Below are 16,477 nucleotides of genomic sequence, written 5' to 3'. Positions count from 1 at the left end.
TTCGGTGTGGAGTAAAGGGCCTGGATTTTTCATGCAGGCCGTATCAGATGGAATGCCATAGTAGCCGAATCAGGCGTGCTGGTCAAATGTGAGGCCGTCCCGGTAAACAAAAAAACGTCCCGTCTCCATGATAGAGGCGGGACGTTTCAGGGGACAATGTCCGTGGACGGGCTGCGGGTGCTAGATCTTTCCTTAGACCTGGAAGGAGCTGATCAGGGTGCGCAGTTCCCGGGCGAGGACCGTGAGTTCCTGGGCGTTGTTGCGGATATTTTCAGAACTTCCGGAGAGCTCGGACGAGGCCTGGTTGACCTCGGCGATATCACTGGCCACTTCACCGGCCACCACCGAGCTCTGGCTCACGTTTTCACTCATCTCGGTGATGCCGTGCTTGGTCTGATTGATATTGTCAGTGATTTCCCGGGTGGTGCTGGCCTGTTCATCAACAGAGATGGTGATGCGCTGGACGATTTCGTTGATCCGGTTGATGATGTCGGTGATGGTGGTGATCTGCTGCACCGTATCCTCGGTGGAGTTCTGGATCAGCTGGACAGAATCCTTGATGTCTATGGAGGCGTTACTGGTCTGGGAGGCCAGCTCCTTGATTTCATTGGCCACGACGGCAAAACCCTTGCCTGCTTCCCCGGCCCGGGCCGCCTCGATGGTGGCGTTAAGAGCCAGGAGGTTGGTCTGCTCGGAAATTTCGATGATGCTTTCGGTGACCGAACCGATTTTTTTCGCTGCCTGGCCGAGAAGATTAACCTTCTCCGACGCCTCGCGGGACTGGCTGACCGCCTGTTCGGTGATCTCGTTGGCCTCGTCGCTGTGGCGGGCAATGGAGGTGATATTGTCGGTCAGCTCCTCAAGGGCCTCGGCCACTGTCAGTACCGAAGTGGAGGCCTGGTCCACGGTATCGGCGACATTTTGCATGTTGACGCTCATCTCCTCGGCTGCCGCAGCCACGGTGTTGGATTTTTCCGATACATGAGTAACCTGGGCATCCATGGCCTCCGAGGTGGAGCCGAGGTGCTTGGAGGAACGGTTGAGTTTCTCGGCATTGCCTGAGATCTTGCCGATGATATTGCGCAGGTTCTGGACCATGGCGTCCAGGCTGGCGGCGATACGTCCCAGCTCGTCGCTCCCCTGGATCCCGGAGACCGTTGACAGGTCGCCCCGGCCCACCTTTTCGGCAAAGTTGTGCACGGCCTGCAGCCGGCTGCTGACTCCGAAGAGAATCTTGAAGAAGAGCCCGAAGAAGAGCAGGAGCAGCACCCCGGCAATGGTCAGGAGACTGTAAAGGGAGCGGATGGTCTGCTGCATGGCGTCCCGGCTCCTGTATTCCAGTTCCTTGACCCGGTCCGAGATCATCTGGAAGCCGGCAAAGGCGGGCGAGTCATTGATCTTCACCGCTCTGTCTATTTCAACGGGGGGCTTGCCCTGCTTGTGCATGGCCACCGATGTTTCGATGGCGCGGATATATTTCATGGCCGTGGCCTTGATGTCCTGGATAGCCTGGCGTTCCTTGGGTGAGAGATCAAGGTTTTCGTACAGGCGGATGGCGTCGAGCATGGCGGCTTCATTTTTGCGGAAACGATCGACATATTTCTGCTGCCCGCGCAGGACATGATTTTTAAAGTTGTGGATAAAGCCGCCATAGCCAAATTCCGATTTGATCCTGGTCAGCAGCATCTGGCGGTTCATGGCCTCGTTACGGAAATTCTGCCAGACCGCGTTGAGTTTCATTATTGAACCCATTTGCAGGGTACCAAGGACGATAAGGAGCAGGATAAGCCCTGCGGAGAGAAGTGTAATTTTTTTCTTAATGCTCATGCCATGCTACCCTGTGATACAAATTTTATTGCGGAAAAAGTACAGTTGCCGATCAACAGGATGCATTGTGGCACAAAGGAAAATACAAAGCAATTATAAATAACGTCTCTCAACCGATAAAAGAAATTATTTCTTCAGCAGCAGAATACGAACGATTTTGAGCGTCAGCAGGATGAAGGGTACACCGTGGTAAAATAGATCAAATATGTCCAGGGGACGTTTGAGGGTGCCGTCTCGCAGCATGCGCAGTTTTTCAAGTATATGTGGTTCAGGAAAAAAAGGAGCCAGCCCGAGGAGAATACAGGCGATGATAATAAAGGGCAGCGGGATGGGATCAAGCCATTTCATAGTGACTTTCTCCTTTTTTGTGGCGCGGCCGGCACGGTCCGGACGCGCCAGGAATCTATGAGTTGAGCAGGGATGCCAGCCGGGCAGGGGAGATGTTGCCGCCACTCAGCACCAGGACGATTTTTCTGCCAGCCACCCTGCCACCAAGCTGCAGGGCTCCAGCCAGGGAGGCGGCCCCGGCTTCTTCGGCCAGGTTATGGGTGTGCTCCAGCAGCAACCGGATGGCCTCCTCGATGGCCGAATCGTCCACCAGGATGAAGTCATCGAGGAGTTCGCGCATGATTCGCTGGGTGTTTTCAAAGGGAACCCGGGTGGCCAGCCCTTCGGCCACGGTTTTCATCGGCGCGGTGGTCAGCGTGCCGGTGGTCCAACTCTTCTGCATGGCCGGGGCCTGGGCCGACTGGACACCGATCACCTGGACCCCGGGATTGATGGTCTTGGCGGCAATGGCTGTGCCGCAGGCACCGCTGCCAGCCCCCACCGGGACGATGATGACCTCCACCTCGGGCAATGTCTCCATGATTTCCAGACCATAGGTACCTACCCCGTGGATCAGCAGTTCCTCGGTCGGGCCGACGAAACGGCCACCCTTTTCCCGGGCAACCTCCATGATCCATTCCCGGGCAGTGTCAAAATCCCGGCCATGGAAAACTACCCTGGCGCCAAGCCCTTCCATGGCCGCCACTTTGGAGGGATTAGCTCCTTCGGGAACCGCAATGGTGGCCTGCAGACCATAGGCCCGGGCGGCAAAGGCTATGGACTGCCCGTGGTTTCCGGTGGAGGCGGTGTAGATGCCGCCTCTTCTCTCCCCGTCGCTGAGATTGGCGACCAGATTCAGGCCGCCCCGGACCTTGAAGGCGCCCACCGGTTGATGATTTTCATGTTTCACCCACACCTCGGCTCCCAGTAGCCGGCCAAGGGTCGGATAGTGGTGGAGCGGGGTGGGCTGGAGAAACCGGTAGACATGGGGACGGGCGCTAAGGATATCGTGCAGAGTGGGCATGGTGGTACTGTATGTGATGTTTGTTATAGAAAAAAAGGGGATAGAGCACAGCTGAAGTTGCCTGCTATATCCGGCGCCATTTTTTCCGGGAAATACCCACCAGCTGCGTTACCTGGACCGAAATTTCCTCAATGGATTTACCATCGGTGTGCACCACCGGGATACCATAGCGCTGGTACATCTGTTCCGCCTGCTGCAGTTCCCGGCTGCAGGTGGCAATGCTGGCGTAGCGGCTGCCGCTGTACCTTTTTTCACGCACCCGGTGCAGGAGCTGGGGTGAGGTGCTCAGCCCCACCACCTTTTTCCGGTTCCGGATCACGTCTTCGGGCAGCTGATAGGATGACAGGTGTTCTTCGGTCAGGGGAAAGTTGGCCACCTTGAGTCCCATATGGGTGGCCAGGTAGACACTGACCGGGGTTTTGCCGCTGCGCGAGACACCCAGCAGGATGATGTCGGCATCATCATATTCCCTGGTCCTGGTCCCGTCGTCATGGGCCAGGGTGTAGTGGATGGCCTCCACCCGGCGGCCCATGTCCTGGTCGTCTATCTGCCGGTAGGCGCCCGGCTCCCGCAGGGCCTTGGTTTCCAGACATCGTTCCAGCTTGTCGAGGAACCCGCCGTAGATATCAAAAAATTCCACCTCGGGCACATGGAAGACCTCGCGGACCGTGTCATCCATGATGGTGCAGAAGACCAGCGGCAGCATGCCCCGGACTGCTCGATGATATGATCCAGGGCCTTGCGGGCGTCTTTGACATTACGGATAAACGGGATCTTCTCCTCGTTGAATCCTATCTCGTGGAACTGGCAGAGCAGGGAGCGACCCAGTTCCTCGGTGAGTATGGCCGCCGAGTCGGAGACATAATATACATCTTTAACGCGCCACATGTCTGGTTCCTGGCCTGTTAAATGGTCGTTCCTTCCGCTGTCTGGCTGTCCGGCTCATTGGCAGGACTGGTGGTATCCGACGTTTTTTCGCGGGCTGCGCCTGGCATGGATGGGTAAGCCTGGCATCTGTGCTCTGAAAAAAGTGGTATTCCGTCCCTATTTGCGCTTATGACAGAAAAGACAACGGTACTTGGGCGGATGGTCCTTGGGCAGCGGGGCGATTTTGTCTTTGGCATGACACTCGCCGCAGTATTTCTCTGCTTCCTTTTTATCCATCTGCATGAACTTTTCGTGGTTCTCATCATGGGGCAGATGGGCGGTGGTTTCAGGCGGAGCGCTCCAGAGAAAGAGAAAAACTCCTCCGCAGACCGCAAGAAAAAGGATGTTGTAGAGTATGGTCTTATTGCGATTTTTTTTCATGGGGTATCTTTCGAAAATATTGTAAGGCCAGCTTGAGAAATTGTATTTTCGTCCAAAGGATAGAGATGATTAACAGTCCGTTGAAAAACTACTGCGCTTGATGATACTGCGTCAAAATGCTCATGTACTCCATGTACACTGCGCTTTTTCGCCTCATTTTTCCTTGTCTCATCTTCGCTCGCTACGTTTTTCAACAGCATGTTAAGAGGCGCTTGTGGACCTTTTGCAGGGAGTATCTTGCCAGAGAACCGTTGTCCGCCATGCCTGGTGGTCCGCGGCGACGGTGGGCAATAGTATCATAAAAAATCTACTCTGCCATCTCCAGGGACTTAAAATCAAGTAGTTTCATGCGCAGCAGGGCTATCGACAGCTCCATAAGAAGAAAATTGAGCGTATCGGAAGCGGTGGCGAGGTGGATGATTGCCTGGTGCCGGCGCTGTTTCCTGACAATGGCGGCGATCTCGGCGGCAGGGTAGGCCGGGTCGATAATTCTCCGGGCCACCGCCTCACCGGAGACGATGGCCGGATAGATCCCCTCTCCGGTCAGCCCGGAGGTCAACCCGGCGGCCTCACCCACCAGCCAGGTACGGTCGAACTGGAAGCCGCGGTAATCAAAACTGATGAGCGCGGCCCGGGCCTGGTGGGAGTGCAGATCCAGGCCACGGCTGGCGGCCCACTGGATCAGGGCGGCCTTGAGCCGGGATGGGGCCAGCTTGTTCCTGACCACGTAGGCGCCGACCGAGATGGTCTCGAGGTGAGGAAATATCCAGCCGTAGCCGCAATGAAACAGGTGGCTGTTGAGGTGCCATTCCATGTCCCGGTGGTGGCCCGGGATCTGGTAGTTGATGCCGATACCGACCCGTTCCAGCGGCAGGTCCAGGGTTCTGCGGACAAGCGAGGTGGCCCCGTCCGCCCCCACCAGGTGATCGCAGCGAAATCGGAGGCGGCGACTATCTTTTCTGGCCTCGATCCCATGGTCGCCCACGGCGTCGACCCGAATCCCGGTGAGAATGGTCGCCCCGGCATTCCGGGCATCCCTGGCCATCCACTGCCCCAGGGTCTCCCGGTTGACCGTGGCAATCATGGGAGTCCTGCTCCGGACCCGGGCCCGCTGCAGGTTGGAAAACACCAGCTGCTTCCGGAAACTTCGTTCTATGAGCTCCTCCGGGACCCGCCGGATCAACCCGTCCCAGGTGATTCCGCCGGCGCAGACCTTGGGTCCGATGGTCTTTTTCTGTTCCAGGACAAGGACCCTGCAGCCGGTAGTGGCCAGCTCCCTGGCACAGGCCAGACCGCCGGGGCCGGCGCCGATGATTATGGTGTCGTAATGATCCTGCATGTGGGGCCAAATAAAGTTGACGATTAGCGATTAACGGTTGATAGTTATCAGGCCAAGTTGTCCTGTCAACCGTTAATCACCGGTTGACAGGACTGAGACTGGAATAGAAAAGGATGGAAACATGTCCCACGGTGCCAATTCGCTGAGATCCATATTTTTCGCCCTGGGCGCCAACCTGGCCATTTTCGGGGCCAAACTGGTTGCAGCCCTGATCACCGGCTCCGGAGCCCTGATGGCCGAGGCCGTGCACTCCCTGGCCGACAGCGGTAACCAGCTCCTGCTGCTTCTCGGGTTGCGGGCAGCCCGGAAACCGCCATCGCCGGACTATCCGCTTGGCCATGGCAAGGCCGTGTACTTCTGGTCCTTCATCGTCGCAGTTATTCTCTTTTCAATGGGCGGGCTCTTCTCCATTTACGAAGGGATCCACAAACTGCACCATCCGGAAGAGGTGACCACGCCCCTGGTCGCCATCGGGGTCCTGGTTTTTTCGCTGGTGGCCGAGGGGGTGTCGCTGTGGGGCTGCATGCGCGAGGTCAACCGGGTCCGGCGGGGGCGCAGCCTGAGCCGCTGGTTCCGGGAAACCAGACAGAGCGAGCTCCTGGTCGTCTTTGGCGAGGACAGCGCCGCACTACTGGGCCTTTTCCTGGCCCTGGTCGCGGTGATCCTGACCATGATCACCGGCAACCCGGTCTATGATGCCATGGGCAGCATCACCATCGGGGTTCTGCTGGTCGGTATTGCCCTGGCGATCGGTTACGAGGTCCATAATCTCCTCATCGGTCAGGGGGTGGCGCCCGATGTGCGGCGGGAAATGCACGACTTCCTTGCCGGGCGGCCGGAGATAGAGGAGGTCTACAACCTGCTCACCCTGCAGCTGGGCCCTGACGTTATGGTTGCGGTCAAGGCCAGGATGCGGGATAGTGGCTCTGCCAGGGAAATGGTCCGGGACATCAACCAATGCGAGGCAATGTTTAAAGACCGTTTTTCCCAGGTGGTCTGGCTCTTTTTTGAACCGGACATCACCGACTGAGTCGGGCATGCCCCTGTTTCAGACGCCCCGTACCCCAAGGCAACGGGCGACCAATTCTTTATGACAACCCCATGGTATTGATACAATATGACTGAAAATACGCAGAAAACCATTTATCTCAAGGACTATACCCCGCCACCGTACCTGGTGGACAGCGTTGACCTGCGGGTGGAGCTTGATCCTGCCTCGACCCTGGTGCGCTCCCGGCTGGCCATGCGGCCCAACCCGGCCTTTACCGGTTCGCGGCAATGTATTCTCGACGGCGAACACCTGGAACTGGTCGGGGTTAAACTCGATCGGGAACCGCTTTCAGCCGACCAGTACCGGTTCGATCAGGGAAAGCTGCATATATTCCAGGTACCGGACGAACCCTTTATACTGGAACTGGAGACCCGGATCAATCCTGCGGCCAACACAGCCCTGGAGGGACTTTATCTCTCCAGGGGCAACTACTGCACCCAGTGCGAGGCCGAGGGATTCCGCCGCATCACATGCTTTCCGGACCGGCCCGACGTGATGGCGGTCTATACCACCACGGTGGTGGCGGAAAAGGGGCCGGCGAGGAGGTGGTGCTGCTCTCCAACGGCAACCTGGTGGTCGAGGGCGAGTTGGAAGACGGACGCCGGTTTGCCACCTGGCACGATCCCTTTCCCAAGCCCAGTTACCTTTTTGCCCTGGTGGCCGGCCGCCTGATCTGTCTCGAGGACTCCTTCACCACCATGTCCGGCCGCGAGGTGATCCTGCGGATCTATGTGGAAGAGCGCAACCGGGAAAAATGCGGCCATGCCATGGCCTCGCTCAAGAAGGCCATGCGCTGGGACGAGGAGCAGTATGGCCGGGAATATGATCTCGATGTGTACATGATCGTGGCTGTGGACGATTTCAACATGGGGGCCATGGAAAACAAGGGGCTCAATATCTTCAACTCCAAGTATGTCCTGGCCCGGCCCGAGACTGCCACGGACAGTGATTACGACGGTATCGAAGGGGTGATTGCCCACGAATATTTCCATAACTGGACCGGTAACCGCATTACCTGCCGGGACTGGTTCCAGCTCAGCCTCAAGGAGGGGCTGACCGTTTTCCGCGATCAGGAATTTTCCGCCGACATGACATCGCGGCCGGTCAAGCGGATCCAGGACGTCAACGTGATCCGTTCCTATCAGTTCCGTGAGGATGGTGGTCCCATGGCCCATCCGGTCCGGCCGGAATCCTACCAGGAGATCAACAATTTCTACACCCTGACGGTCTACAACAAGGGGGCCGAGGTCATCCGCATGCTTCATACCCTTCTTGGCCCCGAGCGGTTCCGGCGCGGGATGGATCTCTATTTTGACCGTTATGACGGCCAGGCAGTGACCTGTGATGATTTTGTCCAGGCCATGGCCGATGCCGCAGATCGGGACCTGACCGAGTTTAAACGCTGGTACAGCCAGGCCGGCACTCCGGTCCTGGACGTGGAAAAGGCCTATGACCCGGCGGCCCGGATATTTGAGCTGACCGTGCGTCAGTCCTGCCCGCCCACTCCCGGGCAGCCGGTCAAAAAGCCCTTTACCATGCCCCTGGCTGTGGGCCTGCTCGATGGGCAGGGCCGGGACATGAACCTTGTCCTGGACGGAGAAGGGGAGGTCCGGGGGACCACGGCCATCCTGGTCCTGTCCCGGGAGGAGCAGCGCTTTTCCTTTACCGGGTTGGATGAAAAGCCGGTGCTTTCCATTCTGCGGAATTTTTCCGCCCCGGTCCGGGTTCGTATGCAGACCACGGACGAGGAGCTGGCCTTCCGTATGGCCCATGACCGGGACCCGTTCAACCGCTGGGATGCCGGCCAGCAGCTCAGTATGAAATACCTGCTCCAGGAGATCCATGCCTGGCGGCCGGATGGACTGGTGTCTGTGCCCGAACCGCTGCTGGAGGCCGTTGGCCGGATTCTCGGCGACCGGGAGGCGGACCAGGCCTTTGTGGCCTTGGCCATGCAGCTGCCCACGGAAAACTGGATCAGCGAACAGCTTGAGATAATCGATCCCGAGGCCGTGTTTCAGGTGCGCCTCCGGTTCCGCCACGCTATAAGTCGGGCCCTGCAGGACGAGCTGCTTACCACCTGGCTCAATCTGGAGAGCCGCGAGCCCTACAGGTACAACGCCCGGGAGGCCGGCCGCCGCAGTCTGAGAAACTGCTGCCTGGAATATCTGCTGGTGGTGGATTCCCATGGACGTGTTGATCGTGAACTGCTGGCCCTGGGTGTGCAGCAGTTTCGTAATTCCAATAACATGACCGAGGTGATGGCGGCGCTGCGGGCGGTGGTCAACGCTGATCGGGCCAGTGGTGACGCCCTGCTGGATGATTTTTATGGTCAGTGGCACGGGGATCCCCTGGTGGTGGACAAGTGGCTCATGCTCCAGGCCACCTGCAGCCTGCCCGGGACCCTGGATCGGGTAATGGAGTTGACCCGGCATCCGGCATTCAGCGAGAAAAATCCCAACAAGGTCCGGGCCCTGATCGGGGCTTTCTGCCAGGGAAACCAGGCCCAGTTTCACGCCCGGGACGGCAGAGGATATCGCTTCCTCGCCGACTGGATCCTGCGGCTCGACCGGCTGAACCCCCAGATCGCCGCCCGACTCGTGACCCCGCTGACCATGTGGCGCCGTTATGACCAGGAGCGCCAGCAGCTCATGGAGGGTGAGCTCAAACGGCTTGAAAGGGCTAAGCTGTCCCGTGATGTGCGGGAAATGGTGGAAAAGAGTCTGACAGGAGTTTATAGAATCCTCCATACTTTTTCATTAAAATGACGGTATTCCAGAGTGATAAATCTATATTTCCTGTAAGACCCCACCGGCTATTTTCCATCCAAATGCCCGCATAATATCAGCCTGAGCCTCGTCCGGTTCTTCCAGCATACGTACGGCTTTCCTTTTTCCGGGTAACCACAGAAGGCAGGAGTGCAAATTGCCCATATGGCGCATAGCTGCCTTGGCTGTCATGTTAACACCTGCCTTCCTGAGCCTTAATTCGATGATGCGCAGGAGTGCCAGGGCTGCTATGCAGGTGAAGATGTGGCACCTGATCTTGCTGTCAGTCCAATGACGTACCGGCCTGAGCGCCACCTGTGACTCATCTTTTGTCAGCCGGAAAGCATCCTCAACAGTCCAGCGGTCCAGGCTTGCCTGGACGATTTCATCGGTTGACCAGTCGGTTATATTGGTAATGATGATATTCTTGCCAAACCGGTCAATATAGCGCCCAATCCGGTAATGGTTCTTTCGAAAATTCATTCTGAGCCGCTTGTCTGTAACATAAAATTCAACCTTGTACAGGTCTGACGGGATGTGCAACTCCGAGCAGATGTCCATGTACCGCTTGAGAACAACTGATTGCTTACGCCAGTACGGGGCCTGCCTGTTGACCCTGGATTGAAATTCAAACAGGGTATCCTGAAGGCGAAGCATCTTTTTTTCAAAGGCGTAACGCTGTTTTGCGGCCGTCAGTGGATTGTATGTAACCACCACTGTGCGCTTCCGCCCCCAGTATTCACCTTGAGTCCGCCAGGCCAGCAACCGGTCATCTTCTCTGCCCTTTTGAGCAAGTTTCCGGTTTTTCCGAGTATCAACAGGCTTGAATCTGTCCAGATCGACATGGACAAGATGGTCAGCATAATGGGTTGAATATGTGGTGATAAAGTTGACACCTTCCCTGGCATCGATGGCGGCGATATTATCCTCACTGTTCATTCCCTTGTCAAAGACAACGGTCAAGGCACCATCTTCCCCAGCAGAGTCGCGCATGACCCTGAACATATCCTCCATGGTCTGAAGAAACATTTTTGAGTCGTGCCGATTGCCTTCGTATTCCCTGTAATAGAGCGGGATTCGTTTATCCCGACTGACAAGAAGAGCAACGCCTATCTGGCGTAACCAGTTGCGCCCTTCCTTGCTTTTCCCCCTCTGGGCCAGTACCGACTCGGTATCTGTGGCCATAAAGGTGTAGTAATTGGTTGTGTCAAACATGAAGCAGTCTGAAGACGAGGACTCTATCCTGGAGATGCGCCGAAGAAAATCCTTCGCGATCTGCTGCAGTTGCCGCTCTCCAACCTGATTCCATTTGAACCAGAACATCTGTGAGTTGAGCTCGTCAATCTGAACAGGGCGAATATGCTGGATGGCAGTGGCCTTATACCATCCCGGCATTGCCCGTTTCGAACAGGCCTGGATCATCCGGTTATAGACGGCATAGAGAAAATATTCGCCCACAGATGGCGCATTATCTTTTTCTTCAGCCACGATCCCGTCAATCAGACCGGCAAGGTCTATTTCCTTTTCAACGAGATTCGCGAGCCAGAGTGCACCAAAGGCTTGCGCCTGGATTTTTTTGGGCATGCTGTTGCCGCCCTGTGCCATCTCGAGAATACGTTCAGGTGACCCCAGGTATATCTGATTGATGACCTTGGGTTTGCCGTCGACCCGCGCGATCTCCCGGACATAATAGTAGGGCCTTCCCTTTTTCATCTTTTTATGCAGGTGTGCCATATCCACAAGATATCAGTAGGGTCTTACATGTGCAAGCGAAAAACGCCCATTATCTTGTTTTTCTATATTTTTTTGGGATGAAATCTTGGGAGGCGTGTAGGGTCTTACATGTTTTGTGAAAGCAACTAGCTGAATTCTTGAAGTTTTTTTGTTAAAAATGGTGAATCCCTATAAACTCCTGTCTGAAGCAGCCAGGAAACTGAGTCGTCCGGGAGGGGTACATGATCAGCCGGGAAGCGAAATTGCTTCCCGGCTGTTTTTTTACCGATGTCCGGTGGCGTTGTCAGCACTCTTCCACGCAGGGGCCGGCCTTGCGGACCTCCGGTGAGGTCTGTCCTGCGAACTGCTGGAAGTTTTCGGCAAACATGGCGGCCAGTTTACGGGCCTGAGTGTCGTAATCGGCCGGGTTGGGCCAGGTGGAGCGGGGCCTGAGCACCTCGTTGGGTACCCCGGGGCAGTGGACAGGAACATGGAGGCCGAAAAAGGGTTCGGTTTCCGTGGGAACCTCATCGAGTTTACCATCCAGGGCCGCATTGACCATGGCCCGGGTGTGACTGATGGAAATGCGCTGGCCCACGCCGTATGGTCCGCCGCTCCAGCCGGTGTTGATCAGCCAGACCTGCGTCTTGTGCTCATCAAGTTTTCTGCCCAGCAGTTCGGCGTAGCGCATGGGGTGCATGGGCATGAACGGCGCCCCGTAACAGGCGCTGAAGACCGGTGCCGGCTGGGTGACCCCCTGCTCGGTACCGGCCACCCGGGCCGTGTAACCGGAGATGAAATGATACATGGCCTGTTCCCTGGTCAGCCGGGCAATGGGGGGCAGGACTCCGAAGGCATCGGCCGAGAGGAAGATGATCGTTGCAGGATGTCCTCCCATACCGGTGCGGCTGGCATTGGGGATGGCCGATATGTGGTAGGAACCGCGGGTGTTTTCGGTCAGCGTGTCATCGTCCAGATCCACTCTCCGGCTGCGGGCGTCCAGGGCGACGTTTTCCAGGATGGTGCCGAATCGCCGGGTGGTGGAGTAGATCTCCGGCTCGGCTTCGGGAGAGAGCCGGATCAGCTTGGCGTAACAGCCGCCTTCGAAGTTGAACACCCCCCGGTCGCCCCAGCCGTGTTCGTCATCGCCGATCAGGGTCCGGGATGCGTCGGCGGACAGGGTGGTTTTGCCGGTGCCGCTCAGCCCGAAGAAGAGCGCGGTCCGGCCATTCGGGCCGATATTGGCCGAGCAGTGCATGGGGAGAACGTCTTTTTTGGGCATCAGGTAGTTCATGACCGTGAAGATCGATTTCTTGATCTCCCCGGCATAGCTGGTACCACCGATCAGGATCAGCTTTTTCTTGAAGTTGAGGATGATGAAGGTCTCGGAATTGGTCCCGTCAAGACTTGGCGAGGCATGAAAACGCGGCGCGTCAATGACCGTGAATTCCGGCACATGGTACTGTAGCTCCTCAGGGGTTGCCTGGATGAACATGTTGCGGGCAAAGAGGCTGTGCCAGCCGTATTGGGTAATGATCCGGACCGGCAGCCGGTGGTTGGGATCGGCCCCGGCAAAGCAGTCCTGGACAAAGATGTCCTGGGTTTGGAGGTGTCGGGTCATGCGCAGGTGCAGGGCATCGAACTGTTCTTCGGAGATGGGATGATTGTTTTCACCCCACCAGATCTCGTCCCGGGTGGACGGTTCCTGGACCACGAACTTGTCGTTGGCCGAGCGGCCGGTGTGATGGCCGGTGCGGACGACGATGGGGCCGAGATGGGAGAGGCGGCCTTCGTGGCGGGTGATGATCTTTTCATACAGAATGGCGGTGGGAAGGGTCCAGAAAATCTCGTTCAGGTTGGTCAGACCATGGTGCTCCAGGCCATACCGGCTGTGTTCTCTTTGCGTTGTATCTTTCATGGTTTCACTCCTGGAAATGGTTGGCTTGGCCTCTCTTGTTATGGTCGACTTCTGACTGTACCCGATCGCGTCTTTTATGGAGAGTAAAGATTATTAAAAACCCTGAGAAAATGGTGTGGATTGGTTATGACAAAAATCAGAAAAGAGGCCTTTGCCAACTGTATTGAAGAGTATCTGCTCAGTCCGGATTCGTTTGAGCAGGAGCGGTTTGACGCTTCGCTCTACTCCATCTGCCGCCAGGTGGTGCCCGACGCTGTACCCGGCCCCGGAGGCAGGCCTCTTGAGCGGAATGTGCTTCAGGGGCTCTGCTTCAGTGAACATATCGACATGGTCATGCTCCTCCTGGCCCATGCCTTTGCGACCCTGGAGGATAACACTACCAGGGAGGAGTTTGCCGGAGCCATTGTCGAGGCCATGCAGAGTTTTGCCGAACCGCTGGCGGATGATGCCTTGCCCTGTTATCCCTACCCCCATTTTCTTCTCCACGGTATCGCCTGTACCACCCTGGACGAGGTGGTTGACCGGCTGCTGGCCAACGGCCGGATCATCCATGAAACCCTGGCCGATCGGGCCCGTTTCATGGCCGTTCATGGCGGACCGGTGGCGCTGGATCACGGTATCTGCCTGCGGATGGAAGAGGGCTCGGTGGAGGATTACCTGGGGATTTGCTGCTACCTGGTCCGTTCCGATGAGGCACAGCCCCACGGGACAGATACCACCTTTATCGCCAAGGCCTGTTTCTTTCTGGATACCTCGGAGAAGATCCTCTATGTCCTCACGGTGCAGGGGCAGCGGGTCCTGACCGGACAGAAAAAGAGAAGCCGGGACTATGCCCGGCTGGCTGCGAAACTGGGTATGGACCCCAGGGCTTATGTCCTGGACAAGGTTTGTGGAATGGCTGTGGCTGAACAGTATGTGAAGGTCCGTGTCGTTACGCCCCGGTGCCATCCCATGTCCATCGACCACCATGAAGGCTTCATGGCCCGTTATGAACCGGTTATCCGCCAGGCCGGCATAGAAGAGGAAAACGGCTGCTACCTGGAGCGAACGCTACCGTAGACGGGCCATTCCTGGCATCTCTTGGAGAATAACCAGCTCAGGCCTCGTATCTGTACGGTTTGTTGAAAAAGGTAAACACTTCCCTGATGCTCTTTCGTACCTCCGGGTCGCTGGCATCGAATTCCACCCCGTAGAGGTAGAAATTGTTTTCCCGCTCCATGTGCAGTAACCGGCCATTGACCGTGACGGTCCTGTCTTTCCCGGTTGCTTCCCTGCTTGGCAGGTAGACGATTACCGAGATCTGTTTCTGGTTCATGTCCAGCTGTTCCCTGCACTTGAGCCGGAATCCCTCCATACTCAGGTCGCGGGTGATTCCTTCGACCACGTTGCCGTTCTGGTTGATCTGCAACCGGATGTTGTTCAGGATCCGCGGATGTTTTCTTTTCTCACCCGGCGCCTTTTTTATCGCTTCATGGATCGGGTCGGTATCAAACTGATGCAGCATTTTGTTGAGTTCTTCGGCGATGAAATGCAGGTCATCGGCGACCAGGGCGGTGGCATCGGCTTTCTTGGTGCTCTCGGAGAGAACCGCGAACAGATCATTGAGCCGTTCATAGAGCTGGTTCAACTGGTCAATCTGCTGGGTGTTGAATTGGGCAATTTCCTCTGTGCTGCCCATGGTCATGTTTATTCCCTCGGTCATGGCCTCAAAGGCGGTGACCGTCTCCTGGGATTTTTCCTGGGAGACATGGACCTTTTCCACCACCTGCTGCATGGATTTGACCGAATCCGCCACCCTGCCGGTCAGATGGTTGATCAGGTTGGTGATCTCGGTGGTGGACTCCGCGGTCTGTTGGGCCAGTTCCTTGATCTCGTTGGCAACCACGGCAAACCCCTTGCCCGCCTCTCCGGCCCGGGCGGCCTCGATGGTGGCGTTGAGGGCGAGAAGGTTGGTCTGGTCGGCGATATTCTGTATGGATTCTATAATGTTGTGGATCTGGCCGGTGGCCTTTTCCAGGGCACTCATTTGCTCGGCCGTGGCGTTGACACTTTCCACGGTGCCGGAGAGTTCTTCGATATTCTGGTGGACCGCGGTGATTCCCTCCTCGGTCTGTGCCCGGGTCTGGCTGACCGTTTCCCGGGCCTGTTCCACATGGGTACTCACGGTGTCGGAAATCTCCAGCAGCGAGTCGATGGCATGGAGTACCTGCTCGGAGCTCTGCTGCTCCCTGGCACTGGTCTCTGAAATCTCACCGGAGATTTTGGCTATCTGATAGGAGGAGTGGGTCATCTGCCGGCTGTTTTGCTGGACCGTGTGGATGATGTCACTCAGGGCACGCCGCATGGCATCGATCTGCCTGGCAACAAAGCCCAGCTCGTCGCTTGGCGAGGGAGGAGCCGGATACTGTTTCAGGTCCCCGTCGGTGATGCGCTTGGTGGCCGTTACCATCAGCTTGAGTGGGTCTATGATGCGCCCGGCTATGAGGCGGGAGATTCTGTTCGCGGCCAGGGTGGAGATAATCCAGAGGACAATGAGAGAGATGAAGAGAAAGCGGACTTTGGTATCCGCCCTGTCGGCCAGCATGCCGACTGCCTTGTTCATGCTGGCCAGCACCCGGATGCTCAGGGTATTTATCTCCAGAAGCTGCTGGGGCTTGTAGGAGCCCGGCTGGACCTGGTCAATGGCCTGCAGGAGCTGCTGCCACAGATCCCTGACCTCGGCAAGTTGCTTCTGGATGGCGCTGTTGCCGGTTCCCGGCAGCATGACCGGCTGCTTCATGCCCAGGTCTTTGTAGGTTTCACCTCCGGAGGCGAGGGCGGTCAGGGAAAGGTCGAACAGCCTCCGGGTTTTGTCCATCATACCGGTGTCGAACCTGGCCGGATTGTCGTTGGCCAGGGTCAGGGCCAGGAAAAATTCCTTGGTGAATTTCTGGGTCAGCATCCTCTGGCGGCCGGCAATATTGATAATCAGGCCGTCATTTTTCTGCTGGTAGAGGGTAAACGAGGTGTAGGCCACCATGGCGGTGATGACGAAGAGGAAGAGCCGGGTCAGTACCCGGATTTTTTTTCTGACGCTCAAACTATCGAGATGGAGAATCCTGGCGATCAGGCCGGTCGCGCTTTTTTCCATGAATATCCCCTTGGTATGGAACTGGTTGTACGGTTGAGTCTCTGTGAGTATTGTATGTTCCGTGCCTGGGCTAAG

Annotated in this window: 11 protein-coding genes and 2 pseudogenes; 3 read left to right on the top strand and 10 right to left on the bottom strand. The window is 56.9% G+C overall.

Annotated features, from left to right (window positions below; translation table 11 throughout):
- Positions 1 to 192: 192 nt before the first annotated feature.
- From GF1_RS09140 to GF1_RS09110, 7 genes and pseudogenes are all read right to left on the bottom strand, one after another.
- Positions 193 to 1,827 carry a methyl-accepting chemotaxis protein gene (locus tag GF1_RS09140; protein WP_267926224.1) on the bottom strand — a complete coding sequence of 545 codons (1,635 nt, stop codon included), beginning with the start codon at positions 1,825 to 1,827 and terminating at the stop codon, positions 193 to 195.
- A 126-nt stretch (positions 1,828 to 1,953) separates the two neighbouring features.
- Complete coding sequence (locus GF1_RS09135; protein ID WP_267926222.1) at positions 1,954 to 2,175, bottom strand: RND transporter; 222 nt, start codon at positions 2,173 to 2,175, stop codon at positions 1,954 to 1,956.
- Between the two features lie 55 nt (positions 2,176 to 2,230).
- A complete protein-coding gene (locus GF1_RS09130; RefSeq protein ID WP_267926221.1) occupies positions 2,231 to 3,178 on the bottom strand; it encodes a threonine dehydratase in 948 nt (315 codons plus the stop codon).
- Between the two features lie 64 nt (positions 3,179 to 3,242).
- The gene (locus tag GF1_RS09125; protein WP_267926220.1) at positions 3,243 to 3,884 is read right to left on the bottom strand and encodes a kinase/pyrophosphorylase; all 642 of its coding nucleotides are present in this window, start codon (positions 3,882 to 3,884) and stop codon (positions 3,243 to 3,245) included.
- A gap of 65 nt (positions 3,885 to 3,949) precedes the next feature.
- Positions 3,950 to 4,066: pseudogene (locus GF1_RS09120) on the bottom strand (phosphoenolpyruvate synthase regulatory protein); the annotation flags it as partial.
- Between the two features lie 156 nt (positions 4,067 to 4,222).
- Positions 4,223 to 4,486, bottom strand: coding sequence for a hypothetical protein (locus GF1_RS09115; RefSeq protein WP_267926219.1), 264 nt, complete (start codon positions 4,484 to 4,486; stop codon positions 4,223 to 4,225).
- 307 nt (positions 4,487 to 4,793) lie between these two features.
- Positions 4,794 to 5,825 (bottom strand): FAD-dependent monooxygenase, encoded by a 1,032-nt coding sequence (locus GF1_RS09110; RefSeq protein WP_267926218.1) that lies wholly within the window; start codon positions 5,823 to 5,825, stop codon positions 4,794 to 4,796.
- 121 nt (positions 5,826 to 5,946) lie between these two features.
- Between GF1_RS09110 and GF1_RS09105 the strand changes: the two genes are divergently transcribed.
- Positions 5,947 to 6,855, top strand: a complete 909-nt coding sequence (locus GF1_RS09105; protein ID WP_267926217.1) for a cation diffusion facilitator family transporter — start codon at positions 5,947 to 5,949, stop codon at positions 6,853 to 6,855.
- Positions 6,856 to 6,942: 87 nt separating this feature from the next.
- A pseudogene (gene pepN / locus GF1_RS09095) lies at positions 6,943 to 9,641 on the top strand (aminopeptidase N).
- A 21-nt stretch (positions 9,642 to 9,662) separates the two neighbouring features.
- Here the strand turns inward: pepN and GF1_RS09090 are convergent.
- On the bottom strand, positions 9,663 to 11,375 hold the full coding sequence (locus tag GF1_RS09090) for an IS1634 family transposase (RefSeq protein ID WP_435051694.1): 1,713 nt from the start codon (positions 11,373 to 11,375) through the stop codon (positions 9,663 to 9,665).
- Between the two features lie 283 nt (positions 11,376 to 11,658).
- On the bottom strand, positions 11,659 to 13,272 hold the full coding sequence (locus GF1_RS09085; protein ID WP_267926214.1) for a phosphoenolpyruvate carboxykinase: 1,614 nt from the start codon (positions 13,270 to 13,272) through the stop codon (positions 11,659 to 11,661).
- A 126-nt stretch (positions 13,273 to 13,398) separates the two neighbouring features.
- Here GF1_RS09085 and GF1_RS09080 point away from each other — a divergent pair, with 126 nt between their 5' ends.
- Positions 13,399 to 14,331 carry a hypothetical protein gene (locus GF1_RS09080; RefSeq protein ID WP_267926213.1) on the top strand — a complete coding sequence of 311 codons (933 nt, stop codon included), beginning with the start codon at positions 13,399 to 13,401 and terminating at the stop codon, positions 14,329 to 14,331.
- Between the two features lie 37 nt (positions 14,332 to 14,368).
- On the opposite strand, the gene GF1_RS09075 is transcribed toward GF1_RS09080, so the two are convergent.
- Entirely contained in the window at positions 14,369 to 16,402 is a 2,034-nt protein-coding gene (locus GF1_RS09075) for a methyl-accepting chemotaxis protein (RefSeq protein WP_267926212.1), read from the bottom strand.
- Between the last annotated feature and the right edge of the window lie 75 nt (positions 16,403 to 16,477).

It is taken from the genome of Desulfolithobacter dissulfuricans (genome assembly GCF_025998535.1).
Classification (GTDB): domain Bacteria; phylum Desulfobacterota; class Desulfobulbia; order Desulfobulbales; family Desulfobulbaceae; genus Desulfolithobacter; species Desulfolithobacter dissulfuricans.
Note: the sequence above shows the minus strand (reverse complement) of the source record. Positions and strands in the feature narration are given on the sequence as shown.